General features: G+C 59.2%; 23 protein-coding genes. 13 read left to right on the top strand and 10 right to left on the bottom strand.

Features of this window, described 5'->3' with window-relative positions:
* Positions 1 to 3: 3 nt before the first annotated feature.
* The 7 genes from CXF97_RS09195 to CXF97_RS09165 all read right to left on the bottom strand — a co-directional run bounded on the left by CXF97_RS09195 (position 4) and on the right by CXF97_RS09165 (position 8,477).
* On the bottom strand, positions 4 to 279 hold the full coding sequence (locus CXF97_RS09195; protein ID WP_101158109.1) for a hypothetical protein: 276 nt from the start codon (positions 277 to 279) through the stop codon (positions 4 to 6).
* A gap of 206 nt (positions 280 to 485) precedes the next feature.
* Positions 486 to 767, bottom strand: coding sequence for a hypothetical protein (locus tag CXF97_RS09190; RefSeq protein WP_101158107.1), 282 nt, complete (start codon positions 765 to 767; stop codon positions 486 to 488).
* Positions 768 to 858: 91 nt separating this feature from the next.
* Positions 859 to 3,690, bottom strand: a complete 2,832-nt coding sequence (locus tag CXF97_RS09185; protein ID WP_101158105.1) for an FAD-binding and (Fe-S)-binding domain-containing protein — start codon at positions 3,688 to 3,690, stop codon at positions 859 to 861.
* Positions 3,687 to 4,358, bottom strand: coding sequence for a lactate utilization protein C (locus CXF97_RS09180; RefSeq protein WP_101158104.1), 672 nt, complete (start codon positions 4,356 to 4,358; stop codon positions 3,687 to 3,689). The genes CXF97_RS09185 and CXF97_RS09180 overlap by 4 nt, the downstream gene beginning before the upstream one ends.
* Positions 4,355 to 5,812: a LutB/LldF family L-lactate oxidation iron-sulfur protein gene (locus CXF97_RS09175; protein ID WP_101158102.1), complete on the bottom strand. Its 1,458-nt coding sequence runs from the start codon at positions 5,810 to 5,812 to the stop codon at positions 4,355 to 4,357. The genes CXF97_RS09180 and CXF97_RS09175 overlap by 4 nt, the downstream gene beginning before the upstream one ends.
* Positions 5,809 to 6,633 carry a (Fe-S)-binding protein gene (locus CXF97_RS09170; protein ID WP_101158100.1) on the bottom strand — a complete coding sequence of 275 codons (825 nt, stop codon included), beginning with the start codon at positions 6,631 to 6,633 and terminating at the stop codon, positions 5,809 to 5,811. Before CXF97_RS09170 ends, CXF97_RS09175 begins: the two co-directional genes overlap by 4 nt.
* Positions 6,634 to 6,782: 149 nt before the next feature.
* On the bottom strand, positions 6,783 to 8,477 hold the full coding sequence (locus tag CXF97_RS09165; RefSeq protein ID WP_101158098.1) for a lactate permease LctP family transporter: 1,695 nt from the start codon (positions 8,475 to 8,477) through the stop codon (positions 6,783 to 6,785).
* A 263-nt stretch (positions 8,478 to 8,740) separates the two neighbouring features.
* On the opposite strand from CXF97_RS09165, the gene CXF97_RS09160 reads away from it, so the two are divergent.
* Positions 8,741 to 9,508 carry an FCD domain-containing protein gene (locus tag CXF97_RS09160; protein ID WP_101158096.1) on the top strand — a complete coding sequence of 256 codons (768 nt, stop codon included), beginning with the start codon at positions 8,741 to 8,743 and terminating at the stop codon, positions 9,506 to 9,508.
* A 103-nt stretch (positions 9,509 to 9,611) separates the two neighbouring features.
* Here the strand turns inward: CXF97_RS09160 and smpB are convergent, their stop codons facing one another.
* Positions 9,612 to 10,094: an SsrA-binding protein SmpB gene (gene smpB / locus CXF97_RS09155; protein WP_007953781.1), complete on the bottom strand. Its 483-nt coding sequence runs from the start codon at positions 10,092 to 10,094 to the stop codon at positions 9,612 to 9,614.
* 119 nt (positions 10,095 to 10,213) lie between these two features.
* On the opposite strand from smpB, the gene CXF97_RS09150 reads away from it, so the two are divergent.
* Genes CXF97_RS09150 through CXF97_RS09140 form a run of 3 tightly spaced genes read left to right on the top strand, consistent with a single transcriptional unit; the run spans position 10,214 to position 12,366 of the window.
* A complete protein-coding gene (locus tag CXF97_RS09150) occupies positions 10,214 to 11,617 on the top strand; it encodes a sodium-dependent transporter (RefSeq protein ID WP_101158094.1) in 1,404 nt (467 codons plus the stop codon).
* Between the two features lie 7 nt (positions 11,618 to 11,624).
* The gene (locus tag CXF97_RS09145) at positions 11,625 to 12,059 is read left to right on the top strand and encodes a type II toxin-antitoxin system RatA family toxin (RefSeq protein WP_042608855.1); all 435 of its coding nucleotides are present in this window, start codon (positions 11,625 to 11,627) and stop codon (positions 12,057 to 12,059) included.
* Between the two features lie 4 nt (positions 12,060 to 12,063).
* Positions 12,064 to 12,366, top strand: coding sequence for an RnfH family protein (locus tag CXF97_RS09140; RefSeq protein ID WP_256589742.1), 303 nt, complete (start codon positions 12,064 to 12,066; stop codon positions 12,364 to 12,366).
* A 60-nt stretch (positions 12,367 to 12,426) separates the two neighbouring features.
* On the opposite strand, the gene CXF97_RS09135 is transcribed toward CXF97_RS09140, so the two are convergent.
* Entirely contained in the window at positions 12,427 to 12,954 is a 528-nt protein-coding gene (locus tag CXF97_RS09135) for an outer membrane protein assembly factor BamE (RefSeq protein WP_090281698.1), read from the bottom strand.
* A 97-nt stretch (positions 12,955 to 13,051) separates the two neighbouring features.
* Here CXF97_RS09135 and fur point away from each other — a divergent pair, with 97 nt between their 5' ends.
* Entirely contained in the window at positions 13,052 to 13,456 is a 405-nt protein-coding gene (fur, locus tag CXF97_RS09130; protein ID WP_016771770.1) for a ferric iron uptake transcriptional regulator, read from the top strand.
* A gap of 76 nt (positions 13,457 to 13,532) precedes the next feature.
* Here the strand turns inward: fur and recN are convergent, their stop codons facing one another.
* Positions 13,533 to 15,206: a DNA repair protein RecN gene (recN, locus tag CXF97_RS09125; protein ID WP_101158090.1), complete on the bottom strand. Its 1,674-nt coding sequence runs from the start codon at positions 15,204 to 15,206 to the stop codon at positions 13,533 to 13,535.
* Between the two features lie 240 nt (positions 15,207 to 15,446).
* Here recN and grpE point away from each other — a divergent pair, with 240 nt between their 5' ends.
* From grpE to CXF97_RS09085, 8 genes are all read left to right on the top strand, one after another.
* On the top strand, positions 15,447 to 16,013 hold the full coding sequence (grpE, locus tag CXF97_RS09120; protein WP_039759570.1) for a nucleotide exchange factor GrpE: 567 nt from the start codon (positions 15,447 to 15,449) through the stop codon (positions 16,011 to 16,013).
* A 102-nt stretch (positions 16,014 to 16,115) separates the two neighbouring features.
* On the top strand, positions 16,116 to 18,032 hold the full coding sequence (gene dnaK / locus CXF97_RS09115; protein WP_101158088.1) for a molecular chaperone DnaK: 1,917 nt from the start codon (positions 16,116 to 16,118) through the stop codon (positions 18,030 to 18,032).
* Between the two features lie 297 nt (positions 18,033 to 18,329).
* On the top strand, positions 18,330 to 19,454 hold the full coding sequence (dnaJ, locus tag CXF97_RS09110; protein WP_101158086.1) for a molecular chaperone DnaJ: 1,125 nt from the start codon (positions 18,330 to 18,332) through the stop codon (positions 19,452 to 19,454).
* Between the two features lie 9 nt (positions 19,455 to 19,463).
* Positions 19,464 to 20,267: a 4-hydroxy-tetrahydrodipicolinate reductase gene (dapB, locus tag CXF97_RS09105; RefSeq protein ID WP_016771766.1), complete on the top strand. Its 804-nt coding sequence runs from the start codon at positions 19,464 to 19,466 to the stop codon at positions 20,265 to 20,267.
* Between the two features lie 258 nt (positions 20,268 to 20,525).
* The gene (gene carA, locus CXF97_RS09100; protein ID WP_039759561.1) at positions 20,526 to 21,662 is read left to right on the top strand and encodes a glutamine-hydrolyzing carbamoyl-phosphate synthase small subunit; all 1,137 of its coding nucleotides are present in this window, start codon (positions 20,526 to 20,528) and stop codon (positions 21,660 to 21,662) included.
* Positions 21,663 to 21,786: 124 nt separating this feature from the next.
* On the top strand, positions 21,787 to 25,008 hold the full coding sequence (gene carB, locus CXF97_RS09095; RefSeq protein ID WP_039759558.1) for a carbamoyl-phosphate synthase large subunit: 3,222 nt from the start codon (positions 21,787 to 21,789) through the stop codon (positions 25,006 to 25,008).
* A gap of 2 nt (positions 25,009 to 25,010) precedes the next feature.
* Positions 25,011 to 25,487: a transcription elongation factor GreA gene (gene greA, locus CXF97_RS09090; RefSeq protein ID WP_101158199.1), complete on the top strand. Its 477-nt coding sequence runs from the start codon at positions 25,011 to 25,013 to the stop codon at positions 25,485 to 25,487.
* Between the two features lie 29 nt (positions 25,488 to 25,516).
* Positions 25,517 to 25,921, top strand: coding sequence for an MFS transporter (locus CXF97_RS09085; RefSeq protein ID WP_101158084.1), 405 nt, complete (start codon positions 25,517 to 25,519; stop codon positions 25,919 to 25,921).
* Positions 25,922 to 25,926: the final 5 nt, after the last annotated feature.

The raw sequence follows: 25,926 nt of genomic DNA, 5'->3' as shown, positions 1-25,926 counted from the left end.
ACATCAGTTACGCGTCGGGTTACGGATCTGCATCTTGCTGATGATGCCGTTGGTGATCTCGATGCAATCCTTGTCGTTGCCGGACGCCTGGGCCGCAGTGGCTTTTTCCTGTGCTTCCTTGATGTTATTCATGGAGCTTTCAGGAAGGGACGGCTGGCTGGTGACGAAGTCTTTGATGCTTTGAAGATTCCCGGCACAGAGGTCTTTGTCCGCCGCGAACACCGGCGAGGCCAGAAGTGCACCAGTGATAAACAATCCAGCAATTGCAGAATGCTTCATGGGTATCTCCTTGAACGATGGGGGCTCGGTGCTGCCGGACGGTCTGGCCGCGATGCCGAGGTCAAGACAAGCGAGGTCAGTATAGGACCTGTCTGGTTGACCGCTTCGCTGCGCAGGAATTCGGTTTTATTTGCAACGAATATCAAATGGCCAGATCGGTCGGCCAGGTGCCGATGCAGCCGACCTGTAACAGGTCGGCGCATGAATCATTTTTTGGTGTCACCGGTAGCGTTCTGGATGTCCAGCAGGGTTTGTTGGGTTTCAGCGAGGCAGTCGTCAATCTTGCCTTGTGCTTTCAGCGCGCGAGCTTTGCTGACACTGGCCGAGACGCGCGCATTCAGATCCGATGACGTCTGATATTGCGTCTTGGCGCTATCGATTCTCTGCAGATTGGCATCGCACAAATCGGCAGGTTTTTCAGCGGCGAACGAAGTGGACGCCATCATCGAGGCAGTGACAAACAGACCTAACATTACAGAGCGGTTCATGTGTATCTCCTTGAACTGAGGGTTCAGACTTCGCTGACCGTTGAACAGGCCCCGAATGGTCCGGGGCATGTGCAGTGGACTACCGCCTCGCTCAAGGGTTCTGATTTTTTCCTCTGCAGGCTTTTGCCCGTGTCACCCGATCCACCAGATAAACCAGCCCGTGATAGTCAATGCCACCGTGCTGGGTCAGGCCGATTTCGCAGGTGCGGCTGGTGGAAATACCCTCGCTGCAGTGCTGCACGGCGTCCTTGAGCGTTCGCAGCGAATGGCTGTTCAGCTCCGGTGTGGTGAAGCCTTTATCGCCGGCAAAACCGCAGCAATGTATGCCTTCGGGAATCACCACGGTCTTGCTGCACTTGCGCGCCAGATCGATCAGCGCCTGGCTTTCGCCCAAGTGTTGAGTGCTACAGGTCACGTGCACGGCTATCGGCGCTTCCTGGGGTGTGAAGTCCAGACGATCCAGCAGATGCGTACGGATGAAGCGCACCGGATCGTACAGATCCAGTCGCGTTTCGCCGATGTCCTGAACCAGCCGTAACGTACATGGGCTGGTGTCGCAATAGATCGGGTCGAGGCCGCCGCGACTGGCGTGGAGCAGGGCGCTGATCAGCTCTTGGCGTTTGTGTTCGGCCTGTTCGGCGTAGCCCTTGGAGGCGAACGGCTGACCGCAGCAGAGGTTGTCCTGGTTGTCGGGAAAGACTACTTGATAGCCGGCTTTTTCCAGCAGGCCACGGGTTTTGTCATACAGCGACATTTGTTCTTTGTCGCCCGCCGCCGGGCCCATGACCCGCGACACGCAAGCCGCCAGATAGACCACGCGCGGGCGCTCGTCGGCCACGCTTGGGCTGAAGCGAATGGCTTTTTCCGGCTGTGGCATGGCGTTGGTCCACAACGGCACCTGGCCTTTGGACAGGCGCGTCAACGTTGCCGACAACTTCGCCAGACGCGGTGCGCCGAGCATCATTCGCGCACCGTTGGCGACATGCAGGGTGAAGCGTGCGCCTTGCAGGGTCTTGGCGAAATTTCCTTCGATCCAGTCAGCGGTTTTCTGATGCGTGGCGTGTCGGCCACGGAGCTTTTTCACCAACTCGCCGGTGTTGATGCCTACAGGGCAGCGTTGCGCACACAGGCCGGTCGCGGCGCAGGTGTCGATGCCTTGGTAGTCGTAGGCTTTTTCCAGTTCGGTGGTGTCGACGCCGGCGCGTTTTTTCGCCTGGATATCGCGCCAGATGACGATGCGCTGGCGCGGGCTCAGGGTCAGTCCTTTCGACGGGCAAACCGGTTCGCAGAAACCGCACTCGATGCACTTATCCACAATCTCGTCAGCGGCCGGCAGCGGTTTCAGGTGCTTGAGGTGGATCTGCGGATCTTCGCTCAGCACCACGTCCGGATTGAGGATGCCGTTAGGGTCGAGCAGGCGTTTGAGCTGCCACATCAGTTGATAAGCGTCGCTGCCCCACTCCAGCTCAACGAACGGCGCCATGTTACGCCCTGTGCCGTGTTCGGCCTTCAGCGAACCGCCAAACTCGACCGCGACCAGTTGCGCGACGTCGTCCATGAACGCCTGGTAGCGTGCGACTTCTTCCGGATTGTTGAAGCCCTGGGTGAATACGAAGTGCAGATTGCCTTCCAGCGCGTGTCCGAAAAGGATCGCTTCGTCGTAGGCATGTTTATCGAACAGCTCGATCAGGCGATTGACGCCGATGGCCAGTTGCTCGACCGGAAAGGTCACGTCTTCGATGATGACTGTCGTACCGGTTTTACGCACGGCGCCGACGGCGGGGAAGGTGTCCTTGCGGATGGCCCAGAGGCTGGAGTTTTCCACTGGGTCTTCGGTGAAGTTCACCTGCTTCTCAACGGGAAAATCGCGCAGAGACGCCATGATCTGCGTCAGTTGTTCCTGCAGCAATGTCGACGAAGCGGCGCGGGATTCGATGAGCAGCGCGCAGGCATTTTCCGACAGCAGCTGTACAAAAGCGGGCATGCCTTTTTTGTCCTGCACCGAGCGCAGGCTGCGTCGATCGAGCAGCTCCACCGCCGATACCGGTTGGCTTTTCAGCACGGTCACCGCGTTGCAGCAGGTTTCGACATCGGGAAACACGATCAGCGCCGAGGCTTTGTTCGGGTGGTCGATAACGGTGTCGTAGGTCACCGCACTGATGAAGCCAAGCGTACCTTCGGAGCCGACCAGCAGGTGGCTCAGGATATCCACAGGCTCGTCGAAATCCACCAGAGCATTGAGCGACAGGCCGGTGGTATTTTTCAGACGGTATTTGTGGCGGATTCTTGCGGCTAATTCGGTGTTGGCGCGGGTCTCGCGGCCTAATGTCGCCAAGCGTTCGAGCAGGTCGCCGTGGCTGGAGCGAAATGCCGCGACGCTGGCAGGGTCTTCGCTGTCGAGGCGCGTGCCGTCGGCCAGCACCAGACGAATCCCGGCCAGCGTGTGATAGGTGTTTTGCGCCGTGCCGCAGCACATGCCGCTGGCGTTGTTGGCGACAATGCCGCCGATCTTGCAGGCGTTGATCGACGCCGGGTCCGGGCCGATCTTGCGTCCGAACGGCGCCAGCCAGGCGTTGGCCTGCGCGCCGATAACGCCCGGTTGCAGACGAATCTGCGTGCCTTGATCACGGATCTCGCGGGCGTTCCAGTTATCCCCAAGCACGATCAACACCGAATCACTGATCGCTTGACCGGACAGACTGGTACCCGCGGCGCGGAAGGTCACCGGCACCTTGTCGCGCTGGGCCAGTTGCAGCAGCGCCACCACTTCATCTTCGGACTCGACGCGGATCACCAGTTTCGGAATCAGCCGATAGAAACTGGCGTCGGTGCCAAAGGCCAGGGTCGACAGCGGATCGTCGAAGCGCCGGTCTGCCGGGATCAGTTGCTCAGCATCACGCAGGAAAGCGGCAGGAAGACTCATTGATCCTCCAGAATCAGCACGACCAGATCTTTCGGGCCATGCGCGCCATAGGCGAGGACCTGTTCAATATCGGCGGTTTTCGACGGGCCGGAGACCAGCAGCGCATTGGTCGGCATGCCTTGCGCCCATTCGAATTCCTGTTGCACTTGATAGAAGTTGTCGCGGATTTCGCTGGCTTTGAGCAGGGCGAAATGCACCGGCGGCACCAGGCTCATCAAGCGTGGCTCTTCGCGAGTGGGCCAGATAATCAGGCTGCCGGTGGCGGCGATCGCACCGAGAGTGCCGGTGAGACTGGCGGGGGTGTCGTTGAACAGCTCGGCTTTCCACTCTTCCATCGGTCGGTCGTAGGATTTCAGTGCTGGCAGGTCGGGATTATTCGCCCAGTGTTGTGTGATGCGCTGCCCATGCGGCGTGGCCGGTGCGATCAGCAGGCTCGGCAACTGGCGGTCACGCAGCAGTTGCGCAAGTAAACCCGGCCACTCGGCGCCCGAGGTCAGGTGGATTTCGGTGTGTACCGCTTCCATCAGTTTGCGCAGTTGCGGGATGCGTTGCTCGGGGCTGTAGGTGTAGGGCTGGGTGACCAGATCGACATCGAAGTTGTCGGCGATTGGCGTAGTGCCGGTCAGACTTTTCCGCAGTTTGCCGAGGATATTTTGCTTGGCGCTCATCGATGATCTCCCTGTTTGCCCAAATGCTCGCGGGCCATGTCATGCAACGAACGCGCGGCCGGTTTTGGGGCGCTGTGATTTTGCGTCCACGGGCCGACCTTGCTCGGAGTGAGGGCACGCAGCCGGGTGGCGAAAAAAGCGAACAAGCGGTACAGCGTCGGCGAGCTGTTGAGTTTCGCCCAGGCGTTCCAGATCAAGCGTTCCTTGCGCGAATACTTGCTGCCCTGGCCGCGCATTACCTGATTCGGTGCGTCTGGAGCTTTGACGTTTTCTTCGCGTAATCGCCGCAGGATCGCGGGGATCGGGATCTTCACCGGGCACACTTCACCGCAGGCGCCGCACAGTGACGAAGCGCTCGGGTGATCGGGGACTTTCGCCAGACCGACCATGTGCGGGGTGATGATTTTGCCGATCGGGCCCGGATAGACCTCGCCATAGGTGTGGCCCCCGACGCGGGTGTACACCGGGCAATGATTCATACAGGCGCCGCAGCGGATGCAGTTCAGGGTCTGGCGCAATTCGCTGTCGGCGAAGGCTTGGCTGCGACCGTTGTCGAGCAACACCAGATGCACTTCCTGCGGGCCGTCGAGTTCATGTTCCTTGCGCGGGCCAGAGATCATGTTGACGTAAGTGGTGATCGGAATGCCCAGCGCCGAGCGCGTCAGCAGTGACAGCAGCGGCACCACGTCGCGCAGGTTTTCCACGACTTTTTCGATGCCGGTGACGGCGATATGCACCGGCGGGACGGTGGTGGTCATGCGCCCGTTGCCTTCGTTTTCCACCAGCAGCAGGGTGCCGGTTTCGGCCACGGCGAAGTTGACGCCGGAAACGCCAATGTCGGCTTCGAAGAATTTCTGCCGCAGGACCCGGCGACCGATCTGAATGAGTTGGTCAACGTCCTTGGTATATTCCACGCCAAGTTTGTCGTGGAACAAGGACGCGACCTGACCGGCATTCTTGTGGATCGCCGGCATAATGATGTGTGAAGGCTTCTCGTGGTCGAGCTGGACGATGTACTCCCCCATGTCGGACTCCAGACATTCAATGTCCCGAGCCTCGAGGAAATGGTTCATCTCCATCTCTTCGCTGACCATCGATTTGCCCTTGATCACTTGCCGCGCCTCGTGAGCGCGGATGATCGATAAGACGATGCCATTGGCCTCGTCCACCGTTTCCGCCCAGTGCACTGTCACACCGTTGCGGATCAGGTTCTGTTCCAGTTGCTCGAGCAGGTCGGGCAACTTGGACAGCGCGCGGGCCTTGATCGAATTGCCCAGTGCGCGCAAGTGTTCTCTTTCGTGGGCATCGCTGAAAGCCGCTGCCCGCTTGGTCATCAGTGAATCCATGGCAGTGCGGAAGTTATTCCGCAGCTGCTGATCACCCAGGGCATTGTGTGCCCGGGTGCGGAAATCTTCTTCTACGGCGACCGTAGGAATAATCGTCGAGATGCTCATTGCGCACCTCCGGTTCGCTGCCAGAGAAAGCTGGCGAGATGTTGCCCGCGCAGCGCTTCTTTTTGTTTCTCCAATGCGCCGTTGATGTTCATCAAACAGCCGCAGTCGGCACTCAACACCTTGTGCGCGCCGGACTGCTTCAAGGCCCGGGTCTTGTCAGCCACCATCGCGCCGGAAATGTCTGGCATACGGACGCTGAATGTCCCACCGAAGCCACAGCATTCGCTTTCGTGGTCGTGATTGACCCGTTCCACATTGCTCAACTGCGCCAACAACTCGCGGCCGTGCAGGTGGGTGTTCATTTCGCGGCGTGCCGAACAAGAGGTGTGCAGCGCGACCTTCACCGGTTCGCCGCTGTCCTTGAGCTGCACCTTGCAGACGAACAGCAGAAACTCGGCCAATTCATAAGTGCGAGCCGCAAGGGCTTGCACCTGTTTCAGCGTTTCCGGCTCGTCCTTGAACAAGTCGGCGTAATGCTCACGCAGCATGCCGGCGCAGGAACCTGATGGCACCACCACCGGATAATCCCCGGCAAACAGCGCCAGTTGCGAGCGCGCTACCGTCCGCGCCTGCTCGGTGTAACCCGAGGTGTAGGCCGGTTGGCCGCAGCAACTCTGCCCTTGCGGATACTCGACCCGGATCCCTTCGCGCTCTAGCAGGTGTATCGCGTCCATCCCGGCTTCGGGGTAGAACAAATCGACCACACACGTGCCGAACAGGTAGACCCGCGACGGTTTCTCGCTGGGATATTGCCGAGGTTCGGGCAGTGGCGGCGCCACGCGGGTCGCGTTCGGCACAGCGTTGTAAAAAAGCTCGCTCATCAGGCGTGTCTCCGGGTGGGCCCGGTTATCCGTCTGCTGCGGCTGCTGAATATAAAGCGCATTGCTTTCAACAGCCTTACAGACCCGGTGGTGAATGGCTGACGCCGGATCACGGGCCGGCGTCGGTTATTGCTGTGTTGCTTGTAGGCTTAATGCACCAGCATGCCGGTGAACCAGTAGGCCTGAGCCAAGGTGATCAAGCCGACAATCGTTGCAAAGAATAGGCTGTGCTTGAGGGTGAAGCGGAACAGATCCGATTCCTTGCCCACCAGCCCGGTCGCGGCGCAGGCCACGGCGATCGATTGCGGCGAGATCATCTTGCCGGTCACGCCGCCACTGGTATTGGCCGCCACCAGCAGGGTGTCGTTGACGCCGATCTGGTGCGCAGTGGTCGCTTGCAACGAACTGAACAGCGCGTTCGACGAAGTATCGGAACCTGTGAGGAACACGCCCAGCCAACCGAGGAACGGCGAGAAGAACGGGAACGCCGCGCCAGTACCCGCCAGCACCAGGGCCATGGTCGAGGACATGCCGGAGTAATTGGTGACGAAGGCGAACGCCAGCACCATGCCGATCGACAGGATTGGCCAGCGCAGCTCGTAGAAGGTCTCTTTCAAAGTGGTCAGACCAGTTTTGAAATTGATCTTCAGCACCAGCATCGAAATCAGCGCAGAGAAGAAAATCGCCGTGCCGGTGGCGGAAATCGGGTCGAGTTTGAATACCGCTGGAATGGCCGTTGGATTGGCCACGATCGGCGCAGTCTTGATCACCAATTGATCAAGGTGCGGAATCGCGAAGTTGAACACCCAGCTGTACATCGAGCCACCGCTAGCAAACATCGCTTTGAAAGGCTTCAGCGTCCAGATCGTCACCAGTACGGTGAGGATCAGGAAGGGCGACCAGGCCTTGAAAATTTCCCCGAGGCTGTAAGGCGAAGCCACAGTAGTGCGCTTCTGACCGAAACCGCCGACGCTGGCGCTCACCACCGAAGCAGAAACGGCGCCGGCGATGTGTTGGCCGGCTGCACGTTTTGGCTGCCAGATTTTCAGGAACAGGGTCAGGGAAATCAGGCTGGCCAGTGCCGAGGTGATGTCCGGCAGTTCCGGGCCGATGAAATTCGAGGTGAAGTATTGGGTGATGGCGAAGCTCAAACCTGCCACCAGCGCGGCTGGCCAGGTTTCGCGAACACCACGCAAGCCGTCCATCATGAACACCAGCCAGAACGGCACGAACAGCGACAGCAGCGGCAATTGCCGACCGGTCATGGCGCCGATCTTGAAGGCGTCGATGCCGGTGACCTGGCCGGCGACGATGATCGGAATCCCCAGGGCGCCGAAGGCTACCGGTGCAGTGTTGGCGATCAGGCACAGGCCGGCGGCGTACAGCGGATTGAAGCCCAGTCCTACCAGCAGTGCGGCAGTAATTGCCACTGGCGCGCCGAAACCGGCGGCACCTTCCAGAAATGCGCCGAAGCAGAAACCGATCAGCAACACCTGCAGGCGCTGGTCATCGGTGATCGACAGGACCGAGCTGCGGATGACCTCGAACTGACCGCTTTTCACCGTCAGTTTGTAGAGGAACACCGCTGCGACAATGATCCAGGCAATCGGCCACAGACCATAAGCGAAGCCATATCCGGCGGCGGCGAAAGCCATGTCCACGGGCATCTGGAAGGCGAAGATCGCCACGGCAATCGACAGTGCCAGCGTGATGCTGCCCGCGACATGGCCTTTGAGGCGAAACACCGCCAGGGCGAGAAAGAAGAACACGATAGGAATGACGGCCGCGAGTGCGGAGACGCCGAGACTGCCGAGCGGGCTGTAGAGCTGTTGCCAGGTTTGCATAGTGGGGTGGCCCCTAATTGTTGTTGGTCAGGCACTGTCAGCGTTCTTGGATAATTGGTAAGACCAATTTACAATCGCTGTTGGCTAGGGTAAAAGCCTTGATGACGGTGTGTCAATTTGCCGCTCTAAAACTTTTGTCGAACATGCAGTGCTGAGGTCATCTGTTCCGCTTTCGGCAAATGATGTCTGCCAGGTGCCGGCAGGGCGCCGATAGGCCAGAATAGAGAGCCCGGCGAGCGGTCGGGATCGTGGAGAAATGAGTTATGGGGTTTGATCAGATACGTTCGCGCCGTTTGTCTGATGACATCGTCGAGCGGCTTGAGGGGATGATTCTCGAGGGCACGCTGAAGTCCGGCGAGCGGCTGCCGGCGGAGCGTACGCTGGCCGAGCAATTTGGCGTATCACGTCCGTCGCTGCGCGAAGCGATCCAGAAACTCGCAGCCAAGGGCTTGTTGGTCAGCCGTCAGGGCGGCGGCAACTATGTGGTCGAAAGCCTGGGGTCGACGTTCAGCGATCCGCTGTTGCAACTGCTCGAAAGTAACCCCGAGGCGCAGCGGGATTTGTTGGAGTTTCGGCACACTTTGGAAGCATCGTGCGCTTATTACGCTGCATTGCGCGCCACCGATGTGGATCGCGAGCGCCTGACCGCCGCGTTCGAGGAGCTGCAGGATTGCTATTCGCGGCACGAGGAAGTCAGTCGAGCGGAGGAGGGCGCCGCCGATGCAAAATTTCATCTGGCGATTGCCGAGGCGAGCCACAACGCCGTACTGCTGCATACCATTCGCGGGTTGTTCGATCTGCTCAAGCGTAACGTCGTGACCAACATTGGCGGCATGTACAAACAGCGTGCGGAAACCCGCGACATGCTGATCTCACAGCATCGGGAATTGTATCTGGCGATTATCGAAGGGCGTGCCGAGCAGGCGCGGGAAGTGTCCAGCCGACACATTCTGTATGTGCAGGAAGTGCTGGAAGAGGTGCGTCAGGAGGTGCAGCGCATGGCGCGTGCGGAGCGGCGCAAGGGGATGTGATTTTATAAAGCAAAAGATCGCAGCCTGCGGCAGCTCCTGCACGGGAATATTTCCCTGTAGGAGGTGCCACAGGCTGCGATCTTTGCTTTCAAGGGGGGGGAAGTCAGTCTTCCTTGCCCTTGTTGCGCACCGCACGCTGCAACTCACGACCGGCGTCGCGCTCGCGCTCGGTGTCACGCTTGTCGTATTCCTTCTTGCCCTTGCCCAGAGCAATCTCGCACTTGACCATGTGCTTGCTCCAGTACCAGGACAGGCAGACGCAGGCGTAACCCTTCTGCTGCACGGCGGCGGCAAGCTTGTCCAGCTCGCGGCGGTTGAGCAGCAGTTTACGTGTGCGCACCGGGTCGGCGATGACGTGAGTGCTCGCGGTCATCAGCGGCGTGATGTGGCTGCCGAGCAACCAAGCTTCGCCGTCCTTGAGCAGCACATAGCTGTCGACCAGTTGCAGCTTGCTCGCCCGCAGACTTTTTACTTCCCAGCCGGCCAGGACCAGACCGGCCTCGAACTTGTGCTCGATGAAGTAATCGTGTCGCGCCTTTTTGTTCTGCGCGATGGTCCCTGTTGGGTGTTTCTTCTGTTTAGCCATAGGGGCGGCATTATATGGAGTTGTTCGGCTGTCGGCTACGGTGTTGCTGCGTGCTTGAGCAGGTTGAGTGAATCCCGGACAATGCGGCCTCTTTTTCTAACGCTTGGGCGTGATAAACGATGTCGACAGACAAGGTTTCTGTCCACGGCAGTTGGGCTAGCCGCTGGGTATTCATACTCGCCGCGACCGGTTCGGCCGTGGGACTGGGTAGTATCTGGAAATTCCCCTACATGGTCGGGGTCTACGGTGGCGGTGCCTTCGTGCTGATGTTTCTGGCGTGTATCGCGCTGATCGGCGTGCCGGTGATGCTCGCTGAAACCCTGATCGGCCGGCGCGCCCGGCAAAGTCCGGCGAACGCCTTGAAGGTGCTGGCGCTGGAAGCCGGGCATTCGCCCAAGTGGTCGTGGGGCGCCTTCGCCGGGATGATCACGGCGTTGCTGATTCTGTCTTTCTATAGTGTGGTCGGCGGCTGGTCGCTGGATTACATCGTCGACATGGGGCGCGGTGATTTCCAGGGCGCGACACCTGATCAGGTTGGCGCGTATTTCGGCAATGTCATTGCCGATCCATGGCGGCTGACACTTTGGCACACGATTTTCATGCTGCTGTCGGCGTTCGTCATCGCCAGGGGCGTGGTTGCCGGCCTGGAACGCAGCCTGCGGATCATGATGCCGCTGTTGTTCGTAATGATTCTGGTGCTGCTGGGCTACAGCATGACCACCGGGCATTTCATGGAGGGCGTGCATTTCATGTTCGACTTCCATCCGGAGAAAGTTCTGGATGGCTTGCTGCCGGCGATGGGCCACGCGTTCTTCTCGCTGAGCGTCGGTGTCGGCTCGATCATGATCTACGGCGCCTACATGCCGAAGAACACCTCGCTGTCGCGTACCGTCGTGGGTGTCGCGTTGCTTGATACGTTCGTGTCGCTGGTTGCTGGTCTGGCATTGTTTCCGATTGTGTTTGCAGCCGGCCTGAACCCGAGTGAGGGGCCGGGGCTGATGTTTGTCAGTCTGCCCTTTGCCTTTGGCAACGTGGTTTTCGGCCAGTTGATGGGCGTGGTATTTTTTGTACTGGTCGCGGTGGCAGCGTGGAGTTCGGCGATTTCGCTGCTTGAGCCGATGGTCGCTTACCTGGTCGAGCGCACGAAAATCAGTCGCGCCTGGGTCACGTTCTGCCTGGCCTTTACCTGCTGGTTCGTCGGTCTGGGCACGGTGTTTTCTTTCAATATATGGAAGGAAGCCAAGTTTTTCGTGAACGAAGGCGGAATGTTCAGCCTCTACCAATGGGGCGCGCAGAGCGGTCTGGATTTCTTCGGCGTGATCGATTTCTTCACCTCGCGGATCATGTTGCCCCTCGGTGGCTTGTGTTTCGTGCTGTTCGCGGGATGGGTGATGGGGCGTGAAGCGGTGCGGGATGAACTGTCCATTCGCAACCCGGTTCTGTTTGCCCTGTCCCTGTTCCTGATGCGCTACGTGGCGCCTATCGGCATTCTTGTAGTCTTTGCCGCTCAGCTCTGGAAGTAACGCTTACATGACGACACATATCCAACGATCCGCGCTCCTGCCGTACCCGGCGCAATTTCTCTACGACCTGGTCAACGATGTCGCGCGGTACCCGGAGTTTTTGCCGTGGTGCTCGGAGGCAGAAGTGCTGGAAAGCTCGCCGGAGCAAATGCGCGCCAGTGTCGGTGTGGCCAAAGGCGGCCTCAGCCAGCATTTCGTCACGCGCAATACGCTGGTGCCAGGGCAGTCGATCGAGATGAATCTTGAAGAAGGCCCGTTCACTCAGTTGCACGGCATCTGGGTATTCAAGGCGCTGAACGAAAAGGCCTGCAAGATCAGTCTGGATCTGTCGTTCGATTACGCCGGTCCGCTGGTACGCGCTACGTTGGGGCCATTGTTCAATCAGGCGGCCAATCAATTGGTGGACGCTTTCTGCCAGCGCGCCAAGCAGATGCACGGTTGAGCCGGTGATCGACATAGAAGTTGTGTACGCGGCAGTTGATCGGCAGGTTTTGCGTGCGATCAGCGTGGCTGAAGGCGCCACCGTCCGGGCGGCCGTGCACGAATCGGGCATCGCGGCCGAATTTCCTGAGCTGAATCTGGCGGAGTGTCCACTGGGGATTTTTGGCAAGGTCGTGACTGACGCGGATTCTCGCGCTGTGCAGGCGGGTGACCGGATCGAAATATATCGACCGCTGCTGGCTGACCCCAAAGAAGTTCGACGTTTGCGTGCGGCCAAGGCTGCCGAGGCAAAAGCACGGAATATTTGATCAGGCTAAACGGCAGGCAATAAAAAACCCGGAATGTCCGGGTTTTTTTTGCCTCGCCTATTACTGCGGCGAGGTGTCGAGCGGCTCTGGTGTCGGAACCGGTACGGTTTCCACACCATCGACGTCCTTCTGGATCTGATCCAGCAAGGAGCCTGGCTTGGCTGGTTTTTCAGCTTCTGGCTTCTCGGCGTTTTCAGCAGGCGCGGTCACGGTCGTACCGCTGTCCTTGCCGAGAATGGCTTCGTCACGGCTCACGCCGGGCATGAAGTCACCGGACAGGCTGACTAGCTGGTCGTTGGAATTGAAGATAACGCTGATTCGTTCCTGCTGGCGTTCACCGCCACCCGGTTGCAGGCTGTACAGATAATCCCAGCGATCGGCATGGAACGTGTCGGCAAGCAGAGGGTTGCCCATGATAAACCGTACTTGCGGCCGGGTCATTCCCGGGCGTAACTGGTCTATCATGTCCTGCGTGACGACATTGCCCTGCTGGATGTCGATTTTGTAAACCCCGGGGAATGAACAACCGGCGAGTGCGAGCAGTCCCACAAAGGTGAAACTGGTTAGCAAGAGCTTGGTGTTTTGCATCGGTGGGCGACTTCCACTATCTTGGCTGGGACAACGTAAACGCCGATCATACCCGCATTAAGAGAAGCTGCGAAGCAGCATCGCGAGAAAGCTGACCATGGTTGAAAATAGCGAACTACGCAAAGCCGGCCTCAAAGTGACCCTGCCACGGGTCAAGATCCTGCAAATGCTCGACTCTACCGAGCAGCGCCACATGAGTGCCGAGGACGTCTACAAGGCGTTGATGGAAGCTGGCGAGGACGTCGGTCTGGCCACGGTTTACCGTGTTCTGACCCAGTTCGAAGCGGCCGGCCTCGTGGTCCGCCACAACTTCGACGGCGGCCACGCGGTCTTCGAACTGGCTGACGGTGGCCACCACGACCATATGGTCAACGTGGAGTCGGGTGAAGTGATCGAATTCTTCGACGAAGAAATCGAAAAGCTTCAGAAGTCGATCGTTGAGAAGCACGGCTTCGAGATGGTTGATCACAATCTCGTGCTGTACGTACGCAAGAAAAAGTAAGCATGTCGCGCGAATTTCACATTCGCGAAACGAACGAAGGCGACCCAAGGGTCGCCTTCGTGCTTTCTACTATCCGTTACGCCTTGGCGGTCACCACCATTTTTTTCGCGTGGGCCAGCGATTCCTTGGTCAGATCGATGCCGCCGAGCATGCGCGCGACTTCTTCGATGCGTTCATTCTTGCTCAGCTTCGCGACAGCGGTGTGAGTCGCCTTCTCGTCGCGGACCTTGTGCACGAACAGATGTTGATGCCCCTGCGCCGCGACTTGTGGCAAGTGGGTCACGGTCAATACCTGTCCGCGATCACCGAGGCGTCGCAGTAGCTGACCGACGATCTCGGCAGTCGGTCCGCCAATACCCACGTCAACTTCATCAAATACCAGCGTCGGCACACGCGATGTTTGTGCGGTGATTACCTGGATCGCCAGACTGATTCGCGATAACTCACCGCCGGAAGCAACTTTGGCCAGCGCCTTGAGCGGTTGGCCGGGGTTGGCGCTGACCAGCAGTTCGACCTGTTCCAGCCCGTTCGGCAGCAATTCGTCGCTGCTGTTGGCGTTCAGTTCAATGGTGAACCGGCCTCCGGGCATGCCCAAGCGCTGAATTTCCTGCTCGACAGCGCTGGCGAGGCTGCCAGCGGCCTGATGGCGAAGATCGCTGAGCTCGCGGGCTTTCTCTTGATAGTGGCGGGCGTAAGAGGCCAGTTCTTCGCCCAGGCGTTCGATGGATTCGTCATTGGCGTTGAGGGTTTCGATTTCATCCAGCAGTTTCTGCTGCATCTCGCCGACTTCGGTCGGTTGAATCCGGTGTTTGCGCGCCAGGGTGTAGATCGCATCAAGGCGCTCTTCCAGATATTGCAGGCGAGCCGGGTCGGCATCGAAGTTGTCGAGGAAGCGGTTGAGTTCGCCGACCGCTTCTTCCACCTGAATTTGCGCGCTCGTCAACAGGCTGCTGGCCTCACCCAGCGCACCCACCGAATTGTTCACGCTGGACAGGCGATTGAGGCTGGCGGTCAGCGCATTCAGCACATTGCCGGAATCGCTTTCGCTGCACTGCTCGACCACTTGCCGGCAAATCCCCAACAGCGTTTCGGCGTTCGTCAGGTTCTTGTGTTCCTGTTCAAGCTGTTCGAGTTCGTTTTCGCCGAGCCCGAGGTTTTCCAGTTCTTCGAGTTGATAGCTGAGCAGTTGATGGCGTGCGCGTTGTTCGTCGCCGGAGTTGGAGAGGCGCTCCAGTTCCTGGCGAGTCTGACGCCAGCGCTGCGCGGCCAGTTGCACCTGGCGCGCCAGATCGGTGGCACCGGCGTACTCGTCGAGCAGGCGACGATGGGTGTCTGTTTTCAGCAGCGATTGATGTTCGTGCTGGCTGTGGATGTCGATCAGCAACTCGCCGAGGGCTTTGAGATCGCCGAGCGGGCAAGGCGTGCCGTTGATGTAGCCGCGCGAACGACCTTCCGAAGTGATGACTCGGCGCAGGATGCATGGCCCGTCGTTTTCCAGGTCGCGCTCGGCCAGCCAGGCGCTCGCTTCGGGGATATCAGCCAGATCGAAGGTAGCGAGAATGTCTGCTTTGTCAGCGCCTGGTCGAACCACGCCGCTGTCGGCGCGATCGCCCAGAGTGAGGCCCAGGGCGTCGAGCATGATCGACTTGCCGGCGCCGGTTTCTCCTGTGATCACGCTCATCCCGCGATCGAGCTCGAGATCGAGATGTTCAACGATGGCGTAGTTGTGTACGGACAGGTGCACCAGCATAAAGGCCGCTCCCAGGCTTGAGGTCTGGTTATTTATACAGTGTTTTGTTCTGGCCTGACAATGCCCCTGCTTAGCTCGATTTGCTTGATCAGAAAGTTTTCTTAGTGCATTGCAGAATGATTAATCAGCACTTTTTTGTAGGGTCAATCGCTTGCAGCCCTTGAAGCCTGATTTTGCGGCCCCATATATCGGGGCAGAAGCGCGAGTCAGGCTCGCGGACGAAATTGAAAGGAGAATTCTATGGCTGACGAACAGACAGTAGATACGCAAAATCCAGATGCCAATCAGGCGCCCGAAGGTTCGGGTGACGACCTGGCGACCCGTGTGCAAGTGCTCGAAGAGCAATTGGCCGCCGCGCAGGATCAGTCTCTGCGTGTTGCTGCCGATCTGCAGAACGTTCGCCGCCGTGCCGAGCAGGACGTCGAGAAGGCGCACAAGTTTGCGTTGGAAAAATTTGCCAGCGACTTGCTGCCGATTGTGGACAGCCTGGAGCGCGGCCTTGAGCTGTCGAGTCCGGACGATGAAAGCATCCGTCCGATGCGCGAAGGCATCGAGCTGACCCTGAAAATGTTCCACGACACCCTCAAGCGCTACCAGCTCGAAGCGATCGATCCGCATGGCGAACCGTTCAACGCCGTTCACCATCAGGCGATGGCCATGCAGGAAAGCGCCGACGTTGAGCCGAACAGCGTGCTGAAGGTTTTCCAGAAGGGCTACCAGCTCAATGGTCGCCTGTTGCGCCCGGCGATGGTCGTGGTCAGCAAGGCACCGGCGCCGGTTTCGCCGTCGATTGACGAGCAGGCTTGAAATTAGCCGCAAGGCCCCCATTTAGAAGTCAAGCGTTTAAGTATTACCGCAGTCAGCCACCACTGCTGCGGCAAAAAAATCCAAAGTTTCGGGAGAGTGAACATGGGCAAAATTATCGGTATCGACCTGGGGACTACCAACTCCTGCGTCTCCGTGCTGGAAAACGGCAAGGCTAAAGTTATTGAAAACGCTGAAGGCGCGCGTACCACGCCGTCGATCATCGCTTACGCCAACGATGGCGAGATTCTGGTAGGTCAATCGGCCAAGCGTCAGGCTGTCACCAACCCGCACAACACCCTGTACGCAGTAAAGCGTCTGATCGGTCGTCGTTTCGACGAAGAAGTTGTGCAGAAAGACATCCAGATGGTCCCTTACAAGATCGTCAAGGCTGATAACAGCGACGCCTGGGTTGAAGTGAACGGCCAGAAAATGGCCCCGCCTCAAATCTCGGCTGAAATCCTGAAAAAGATGAAGAAGACCGCCGAAGACTACCTCGGCGAAGCAGTGACCGAAGCGGTGATCACTGTTCCGGCCTACTTCAACGACAGTCAGCGTCAGGCGACCAAAGACGCCGGCCGCATCGCGGGTCTGGACGTAAAACGTATCATCAACGAACCAACCGCAGCCGCTCTGGCTTACGGTATGGACAAGGCCAAGGGCGATCACACCGTGATCGTTTACGACCTGGGTGGCGGTACTTTCGACGTTTCCGTGATCGAGATCGCTGAAGTTGATGGCGAGCACCAGTTCGAAGTGTTGGCCACCAACGGTGACACGTTCCTGGGCGGTGAAGACTTCGACATTCGTCTGATCGACTACCTCGTTGACGAATTCAAGAAAGAAAGCGGCATGAACCTCAAAGGTGACCCGCTGGCCATGCAGCGTCTGAAAGAAGCCGCTGAGAAAGCCAAGATCGAGCTGTCGTCCGCTCAGTCGACCGACGTGAACCTGCCGTACATCACTGCAGACGCGACCGGTCCTAAGCACCTGAACGTGAAAATCTCGCGTGCCAAGCTCGAAGCGCTGGTTGAAGACCTGGTTCAGCGCACCATCGAACCTTGCCGCATTGCCATGAAAGACGCCGGTATCGACGTCAGCGCGATCAACGACGTGATTCTGGTCGGTGGTCAGACTCGTATGCCGCTGGTGCAGAAGCTGGTTACCGATTTCTTCGGTAAAGAAGCGCGTAAAGATGTGAACCCGGACGAAGCTGTTGCCATGGGTGCTGCAATTCAGGGTGCTGTTCTGGCCGGCGACGTGAAAGACGTGTTGCTGCTCGACGTCAGCCCGCTGACCCTGGGTATCGAAACCATGGGTGGCGTGATGACCGCGCTGATCGAGAAAAACACCACGATTCCTACCAAGAAATCGCAAGTGTTCTCGACTGCCGACGACAACCAAGGCGCTGTGACCATTCACGTTCTGCAGGGCGAGCGCAAGCAAGCCGCACAGAACAAATCGCTGGGCAAGTTCGATCTGGCCGATATTCCACCAGCTCCACGTGGCGTACCGCAGATCGAAGTGACCTTCGACATCGACGCTAACGGCATTCTGCACGTTGGTGCGAAAGACAAGGCCACCGGCAAGACTCAGTCGATCGTGATCAAGGCCAACTCCGGTCTGTCCGACGAAGAAATCGAGCGCATGGTGCGTGATGCCGAGGCGAATGCCGAGGAAGACCGCAAGTTCGAAGAGTTGGCCGCTGCCCGTAACCAGGGTGATGCACTGGTTCACTCGACTCGCAAGATGATCGCTGACGCCGGTGACAAGGTCACCGCCGAAGAGAAGACTGCAATCGAAGCTGCTGTGGTTGCCCTGGAAGCCGCTGTCAAAGGCGACGACAAGGCTGCCATCGAAGCCAAGGTTGAAGAGCTGTCGAAAGTCTCCGCTCCGGTTGCTCAGAAGATGTACGCCGAACAGGCTCAGCCAGCTGATGGCGCAGCCCCGCAAGGCGAATCGGCTGAGAAGGCTGACGACGTTGTCGATGCCGAGTTCGAAGAAGTCAAAGACCACAAGTAAGTTGTTGGTCGCCCGGTTGACTGCCTTGCGGCGGTGACTGGTAGGATGTCGCCGCGCGGGAGCTTGCCTCCCGCGTTGGCGTATCTGGAATACGCGAATTTTTACAGCATGCGACAGTGCTCGCGTGTTGGTGGTATGGCCGGGAATGCTCCTGCTTTTCGCGCCGCAAATACCGCATCAATCAAGACCAGGATCGTTGAATTGACGTGAGTTGGGTCCGGGCCTTCATGGGGGCTCAACGAGTTTGGCGAGGCTCAGGAGGGGTTTGCCGAACGTCCTTAAGAGTGCAAAGAACTTATGGCAAAGCGTGACTATTACGAAGTATTGGGTGTTGAGCGGGGCACGAGCGAAGCGGACCTGAAGAAGGCCTATCGCCGCCTGGCCATGAAGCACCACCCCGACCGTAATCCCGGCGACAAAGCTTCGGAAGAAGCATTCAAAGAGGCCAACGAGGCCTATGAAGTGTTGTCCGACGCCAGCAAGCGCGCGGCGTACGACCAGTATGGTCATGCCGGCGTTGATCCGAGCATGGGCAGCGGCGGTGCCGGGTTCGGTGGTCAGAACTTCTCGGACATCTTTGGCGATGTCTTCAGTGATTTCTTCGGCGGCGGTCGCGGCGGTGCCCGTGGCGGCGCCCAGCGTGGCAGCGATCTACGCTACACCCTGGAGCTGAATCTGGAAGAAGCGGTGCGCGGCACGTCGGTGAATATCCGCGTTCCGACACTGGTCAACTGCAAGCCCTGCGATGGTTCCGGTGCCAAGAAAGGCTCTTCGCCTTCGACGTGCCCGACCTGTGGCGGCATTGGCCAGGTGCGTATGCAGCAAGGTTTCTTCTCGGTGCAGCAGACCTGCCCGCGCTGCCATGGCCAAGGCAAGATTATTTCCGACCCATGCGACTCGTGCCACGGTGACGGTCGCGTTGAAGAGTACAAAACGCTGTCGGTCAAAGTGCCGGCCGGTGTCGATACTGGCGACCGCATTCGTCTGTCTGGCGAAGGCGAGGCGGGTACCCAGGGCGGGCCGACGGGCGATCTGTACGTGGTCATCAATGTCCGCGAACACGACATCTTCCAGCGTGACGGCAAGCATCTGTTCTGCGAAGTGCCGATCAGCTTCGTCGACGCAGCGCTGGGCGGCGAGCTGGAAATCCCGACCCTCGACGGTCGCGTCAAACTGAAAATCCCTGAAGGCACGCAGACCGGCAAGCAGTTCCGCGTGCGCGGCAAAGGCGTCGCGCCAGTGCGTGGCGGCGGTGCCGGTGACCTGATGTGTCGTGTGGCTGTCGAAACGCCGGTCAACCTCAACCGTCGTCAGCGTGAACTGCTGGAAGAATTCCGCAGCTCCCTGGCCGACGACAACAGCCACTCGCCGAAAACCACCGGTTGGTTCGACGGTGTGAAGCGTTTCTTCGGCGATTTGTAAGGAGTCGGCATGCGACGTATTGCAGTGATGGGCGCCGCCGGGCGCATGGGCAAGACCCTGATTGAAGCGGTGCAGCAGACGCCGGGCGCCGGTCTGACGGCGGCGGTCGATCGTCCCGACAGCACGCTGGTCGGCGCGGATGCTGGTGAGCTGGCAGCGCTGGGCCGTATTGGCGTGCCGCTGTCCGGTGACCTGGATCGTGTGGTTGAAGAGTTCGATGTGCTGATCGACTTCACTCACCCGACCGTGACCCTGAAAAATCTCGCGTTCTGCCGCAAACACGGCAAAGCGATGATCATCGGCACCACCGGTTTCAGTGTTGAAGAGAAGCAATTGCTGGCCGAGGCGGGCAAGGACATTCCGATTGTCTTCGCTGCCAACTTCAGCGTTGGCGTCAACCTCTGCCTGAAATTGCTCGACACCGCTGCGCGCGTGCTGGGTGACGATGTCGATATCGAGATCATGGAAGCCCATCACCGGCACAAGGTCGATGCTCCGTCCGGAACGGCGGTGCGCATGGGTGAAGTGATTGCCGATGCCCTGGGGCGTGATCTGAAGAAGGTCGCGGTCTATGGTCGTGAAGGTCAGACCGGTGCGCGTGAGCGTGAAACCATTGGTTTCGCCACCGTGCGCGCTGGCGATATCGTTGGTGATCACACCGTCCTGTTCGCCGCCGATGGCGAGCGTGTCGAGATCACCCACAAGGCGTCGAGCCGCATGACCTTCGCCAAAGGTGCGGTGCGTGCGGCGCTGTGGCTGGATGGTCGCGAGCCGGGCCTGTACGACATGCAAGACGTGCTCGACCTGCGTTGAGTTGCTGCTGAACCCGGCGCAAACGTCACGTTTTGCGCCGGTTTTTACCGCTTGGCGACGACCTGTCGCATTCTCTGGCCTTTAGGGCTCTTTAGCGGTGGACCAAAAACGGCCTTTTCTGTAAGCTACAGCTTTAGTGTGTCCACTAAAAGCGCGCAGAATAATTTCAGTGAAGAAGCGGGGTGACGTGTCCATACGTCACTCCGCTTTTTTACAACCTGCGATTGCCCTTTCATGCGTTATTTACGGGAGGTCTTCTTGACTAAGCCAGCCATACTCGCCCTTGCTGATGGCAGCATTTTTCGCGGCGAAGCCATTGGAGCCGACGGTCAGACCGTTGGTGAGGTGGTGTTCAACACCGCAATGACCGGCTATCAGGAAATCCTTACCGATCCTTCCTACGCCCAACAGATCGTTACCCTGACTTACCCGCACATCGGCAACACCGGTACCACGCCGGAAGATGCCGAGTCCGACCGCGTCTGGTCCGCTGGCCTGGTCATCCGTGACCTGCCGCTGGTAGCGAGCAACTGGCGTAACACAATGTCCTTGTCCGATTACCTGAAAGCCAACAATGTAGTGGCAATCGCCGGTATCGACACCCGTCGCCTGACCCGCATCCTGCGTGAAAAAGGCGCTCAGAACGGCTGCATCATGGCCGGCGACAACATCTCCGAAGAAGCGGCCATCGCCGCTGCGCAAGGCTTCCCGGGCCTGAAGGGCATGGATCTGGCGAAAGTCGTCAGCACCAAGACTCAGTACGAATGGCGCTCGACTGTCTGGGATCTGAAAACCGACAGCCACGCGACCATCGAAGCTTCCGAGCTGCCGTATCACGTGGTGGCCTTCGACTATGGCGTCAAGGTCAACATCCTGCGCATGCTGGTCGAGCGCGGCTGCCGCGTCACCGTAGTGCCTGCGCAGACTCCGGCTGCCGATGTCCTGGCGCTGAAGCCGGACGGCGTGTTCCTGTCCAACGGCCCTGGCGATCCGGAGCCATGCGACTACGCAATTCAGGCAATCAAGGAAGTGCTGGAAACCGAGACGCCGGTATTCGGCATCTGCCTCGGCCACCAGTTGCTGGCACTGGCCTCCGGCGCGAAGACCCTGAAAATGGGCCATGGCCACCACGGTGCCAACCACCCGGTGCAGGATCTGGACACTGGCGTTGTGATGATCACCAGCCAAAACCACGGTTTTGCGGTCGACGAAGCCACCCTGCCGGGCAACGTGCGCGCGATCCACAAATCGCTGTTCGACGGCACCCTGCAAGGCATCGAACGCACCGACAAGAGCGCGTTCAGCTTCCAGGGCCACCCTGAAGCGAGCCCGGGCCCGAACGACGTCGCGCCACTGTTCGACCGCTTCATCAACGAGATGGCCAAGCGACGCTAAGCGTTCGCCTTGAGACTGTAGAGAGAAGCCCTCGAGGGCGGCCCCGGCACCGGTGGCCCCTTCGGGACTTCAGAAATCGATCAAGACGGCTTGCCGACTGACCTGCGGATTTGAGTGACAACCCATGCCAAAACGTACAGACATTAAAAGCATCCTGATTCTCGGCGCTGGCCCGATCGTTATCGGCCAGGCCTGCGAATTCGACTACTCCGGCGCCCAGGCCTGCAAAGCGCTGCGCGAAGAGGGTTACCGCGTCATCCTGGTGAACTCCAACCCGGCCACGATCATGACCGACCCGGACATGGCCGACGCCACTTACATCGAACCGATCAAATGGCAGACCGTGGCCAAGATCATCGAAAAAGAGCGTCCGGACGCCGTACTGCCAACCATGGGTGGCCAGACCGCTCTGAACTGCGCCCTGGACCTGGAGCGCGAAGGCGTTCTGGAGAAGTTCGGCGTAGAGATGATCGGTGCCAACGCCGACACCATCGACAAGGCTGAAGACCGTTCGCGTTTCGACAAGGCGATGAAATCCATCGGCCTGGCGTGCCCGCGCTCCGGTATTGCGCACAGCATGGAAGAAGCCAACGCCGTCCTCGAGACGCTGGGCTTCCCGTGCATCATCCGTCCGTCCTTCACCATGGGCGGCACCGGTGGCGGTATCGCGTACAACCGTGAAGAGTTCGAAGAAATCTGCGCCCGTGGTCTGGACCTGTCGCCGACCAAAGAGCTGCTGATCGACGAATCACTGATCGGCTGGAAAGAATATGAAATGGAAGTTGTCCGCGACAAAAAGGACAACTGCATCATCGTGTGCTCGATCGAAAACTTCGACCCGATGGGCGTGCACACCGGTGACTCGATCACCGTTGCGCCGGCACAAACCCTGACCGACAAGGAATACCAGATCCTGCGTAACGCCTCGCTGGCGGTACTGCGCGAGATCGGCGTCGAGACTGGCGGTTCCAACGTGCAGTTCGGTATCTGCCCGAACACTGGCCGTATGGTCGTGATCGAAATGAACCCGCGCGTATCGCGTTCCTCGGCGCTGGCTTCGAAAGCCACCGGTTTCCCGATCGCCAAAGTCGCGGCCAAACTGGCTGTGGGTTACACCCTCGACGAACTGTCGAACGACATCACCGGCGGCAAGACTCCGGCGTCCTTCGAGCCGTCGATCGACTACGTCGTGACCAAGCTGCCACGCTTCGCCTTCGAGAAATTCGCCAAGGCTGACGCGCGCCTGACCACGCAGATGAAGTCGGTGGGTGAAGTCATGGCCATCGGCCGGACTTTCCAGGAATCCCTGCAGAAAGCCCTGCGCGGTCTGGAAGTCGGCGTGTGTGGTCTGGACGAGAAACTCGACCTGAGCAATCCGGAAAGCATGAGCGTGCTCAAGCGCGAGCTGACCGTGCCGGGCGCCGAGCGTATCTGGTACGTGGCTGACGCATTCCGCGCTGGTTTGTCGGTCGAAGACATCTTCGGCATGAACATGATCGACCCCTGGTTCCTGGTGCAGATCGAAGACCTGATCAAGGACGAAGAGAAGGTCAAGACCCTCGGTCTGTCTTCGATCGACCGCGACCTGATGTTCAAGCTCAAGCGCAAAGGCTTCTCCGACCAGCGTCTGGCCAAGCTGCTGGGCGTGACCGAGAAAAACCTGCGCACGCACCGTCAGAAACTCGAAGTATTCCCGGTCTACAAGCGCGTTGACACCTGCGCTGCCGAATTCGCTACCGACACTGCTTACCTCTACTCGACCTACGAGGAAGAGTGCGAAGCCGCGCCGTCGGGTCGCGACAAGATCATGATTCTGGGTGGCGGTCCGAACCGTATCGGCCAGGGCATCGAGTTCGACTACTGCTGCGTTCACGCTGCTCTCGCCCTGCGCGAAGACGGCTACGAAACCATTATGGTCAACTGCAACCCGGAAACCGTTTCTACCGACTACGACACTTCCGACCGTCTGTACTTCGAGCCGGTAACCCTGGAAGACGTACTCGAAATCTGCCGCGTCGAAAAGCCGAAAGGCGTGATCGTCCAGTACGGCGGCCAGACCCCGCTGAAACTGGCGCGCGCTCTGGAAGCTGCTGGCGTGCCGATCATCGGCACCAGCCCTGACGCCATCGACCGCGCCGAAGACCGCGAGCGCTTCCAGCAAATGGTCGAGCGTCTGAACCTGCGTCAGCCGCCGAACGCCACCGTGCGCAGCGAAGACGAAGCCGTTCGCGCTGCGGCGAAAATCGGTTATCCGCTGGTCGTGCGTCCGTCCTATGTACTGGGCGGCCGTGCGATGGAAATCGTTTACAAGGAAGACGAGCTCAAGCGTTACCTGCGTGACGCGGTGCAAGTGTCGAACGACAGCCCGGTGCTGCTCGACCACTTCCTCAACTGCGCCATTGAAATGGACGTGGACGCGGTCTGCGACGGCAAAGACGTCGTGATCGGCGCGATCATGCAGCACATCGAACAGGCGGGCGTTCACTCCGGTGACTCCGCGTGCTCGCTGCCGCCGTACTCGCTGCCGGCGCACATCCAGGACGAAATGCGCGAACAGGTCAAGAAAATGGCCCTGGAGCTGGGCGTTGTCGGCCTGATGAACGTGCAGTTGGCGCTGCAAGGCGAAGACATCTACGTCATCGAAGTCAACCCGCGCGCTTCGCGTACCGTACCGTTCGTGTCCAAGTGCATCGGCGTTTCCCTGGCGATGATCGCTGCTCGCGTGATGGCCGGTAAGACACTGAAAGAGATCGGTTTCACCAAGGAAATCATCCCGAACTTCTACAGCGTGAAAGAAGCGGTGTTTCCGTTCGCCAAATTCCCTGGCGTTGACCCGATCCTCGGCCCGGAGATGAAGTCGACCGGTGAAGTGATGGGCGTCGGCGACACCTTCGGTGAAGCATTCGCCAAGGCGCAGATGGGCGCCAGCGAAGTGCTGCCGACCGGCGGTACCGCGTTCATCAGCGTGCGCGATGACGACAAGCCACTGGTTGCAGGCGTGGCCCGTGATCTGATCAACTTGGGCTTCGAAGTGGTCGCCACTGCCGGCACTGCGAAGCTGATCGAAGCCGCAGGCCTGAAAGTGCGCCGCGTGAACAAGGTGACCGAGGGTCGTCCACACGTGGTCGACATGATCAAGAATGACGAAGTCACGCTGATCATCAACACCACCGAGGGTCGTCAGTCGATCGCCGATTCGTACTCCATTCGTCGCAATGCCCTGCAGCACAAGATCTACTGCACCACCACTATCGCTGCGGGCGAAGCGATCTGCGAAGCGCTGAAGTTCGGTCCGGAAAAGACCGTGCGCCGCTTGCAGGATCTACACGCAGGATTGAAGGCATGAGCATAACCAAGTACCCAATGACCGTTCAGGGCGCAAAAGCCCTGGAAGAAGAACACGCTCACCTGACCAAGGTCGTCCGTCCGAAGCTCAGCCAGGACATCGGTACGGCCCGCGAGTTGGGTGACTTGAAGGAAAACGCTGAATACCATGCTGCCCGCGAGCAGCAGGGCATGGTCGAGGCGCGGATCCGTGATATCGAAGGCCGGATTCAGAATCAGGTCATCATCGATGTTACGGCCATTCCTCACACCGGTAAGGTGATCTTCGGTACGACTGTCGAAATCGCGAACGTCGAGACTGATGAAAGCGTCACTTACCACATCGTGGGTGAGGATGAGGCTGACTTCAAACTCGGCAAGATCTCCGTCGGCTCACCGTTGGCCCGTGCCTTGATTGGCAAGGAAGAGGGTGACGTCGTCGCCGTCAAAACGCCAAGTGGCGTGATCGAGTACGAGATTGTCGAAGTTCGTCACATCTGAAAGAAGGCAGCCCGCTGCATGCGGGCGCCATGCTTTGGCAGCTGGCCCAGATGCTTTGGGTCGGCGGGCTATGGTTGATTCATCTCGGTTTGCAGCCGGCGTTGGGTCAGATTGGCCTGGCGCCGCTGCTGATCGACGAAGTCGCCAGTGCCTTTGAAGTGCTGGTGGTGGGTTTCGCTGCGGTTTGCGTGATTTTTCAGGCTTTGGTGCTGGTACAGGCCGAGGGCCCTGGCAGTCTATGGCGGGATTTTCGCGGGCAGGTGCTGATGATGGCGTTGTACGCGTGTGCGATGTATGTCGCCGTGCGTGTCGGCTGGCCGGAGGCGCAGCGCTGGCAGTTGTTCAGTTATCTGGTACTCGGATTTTCCGGGCTGGTGCTGGTCATGCAGCCGGTGCCGGGTTGGAGTGGCAGGGTGCGCGAAGCACACCCTTGACTCTT

The sequence above is a fragment of the Pseudomonas sp. Choline-02u-1 genome, assembly GCF_002836515.1.
Taxonomy (GTDB): Bacteria; Pseudomonadota; Gammaproteobacteria; order Pseudomonadales; family Pseudomonadaceae; genus Aquipseudomonas.
Note: the sequence above shows the minus strand (reverse complement) of the source record. Positions and strands in the feature narration are given on the sequence as shown.

Coding starts and splice junctions, on each gene's coding strand:
- CXF97_RS09195 (WP_101158109.1), bottom strand. CDS start 279: ATGAAGCATTCTGCAATTGCTGGATTGTTTATCACTGGTGCACTTCTG.
- CXF97_RS09190 (WP_101158107.1), bottom strand. CDS start 767: ATGAACCGCTCTGTAATGTTAGGTCTGTTTGTCACTGCCTCGATGATG.
- CXF97_RS09185 (WP_101158105.1), bottom strand. CDS start 3,690: ATGAGTCTTCCTGCCGCTTTCCTGCGTGATGCTGAGCAACTGATCCCG.
- CXF97_RS09180 (WP_101158104.1), bottom strand. CDS start 4,358: ATGAGCGCCAAGCAAAATATCCTCGGCAAACTGCGGAAAAGTCTGACC.
- CXF97_RS09175 (WP_101158102.1), bottom strand. CDS start 5,812: ATGAGCATCTCGACGATTATTCCTACGGTCGCCGTAGAAGAAGATTTC.
- CXF97_RS09170 (WP_101158100.1), bottom strand. CDS start 6,633: ATGAGCGAGCTTTTTTACAACGCTGTGCCGAACGCGACCCGCGTGGCG.
- CXF97_RS09165 (WP_101158098.1), bottom strand. CDS start 8,477: ATGCAAACCTGGCAACAGCTCTACAGCCCGCTCGGCAGTCTCGGCGTC.
- CXF97_RS09160 (WP_101158096.1), top strand. CDS start 8,741: ATGGGGTTTGATCAGATACGTTCGCGCCGTTTGTCTGATGACATCGTC.
- smpB (WP_007953781.1), bottom strand. CDS start 10,094: ATGGCTAAACAGAAGAAACACCCAACAGGGACCATCGCGCAGAACAAA.
- CXF97_RS09150 (WP_101158094.1), top strand. CDS start 10,214: ATGTCGACAGACAAGGTTTCTGTCCACGGCAGTTGGGCTAGCCGCTGG.
- CXF97_RS09145 (WP_042608855.1), top strand. CDS start 11,625: ATGACGACACATATCCAACGATCCGCGCTCCTGCCGTACCCGGCGCAA.
- CXF97_RS09135 (WP_090281698.1), bottom strand. CDS start 12,954: ATGCAAAACACCAAGCTCTTGCTAACCAGTTTCACCTTTGTGGGACTG.
- fur (WP_016771770.1), top strand. CDS start 13,052: ATGGTTGAAAATAGCGAACTACGCAAAGCCGGCCTCAAAGTGACCCTG.
- recN (WP_101158090.1), bottom strand. CDS start 15,206: ATGCTGGTGCACCTGTCCGTACACAACTACGCCATCGTTGAACATCTC.
- grpE (WP_039759570.1), top strand. CDS start 15,447: ATGGCTGACGAACAGACAGTAGATACGCAAAATCCAGATGCCAATCAG.
- dnaK (WP_101158088.1), top strand. CDS start 16,116: ATGGGCAAAATTATCGGTATCGACCTGGGGACTACCAACTCCTGCGTC.
- dnaJ (WP_101158086.1), top strand. CDS start 18,330: ATGGCAAAGCGTGACTATTACGAAGTATTGGGTGTTGAGCGGGGCACG.
- dapB (WP_016771766.1), top strand. CDS start 19,464: ATGCGACGTATTGCAGTGATGGGCGCCGCCGGGCGCATGGGCAAGACC.
- carB (WP_039759558.1), top strand. CDS start 21,787: ATGCCAAAACGTACAGACATTAAAAGCATCCTGATTCTCGGCGCTGGC.
- CXF97_RS09085 (WP_101158084.1), top strand. CDS start 25,517: ATGCTTTGGCAGCTGGCCCAGATGCTTTGGGTCGGCGGGCTATGGTTG.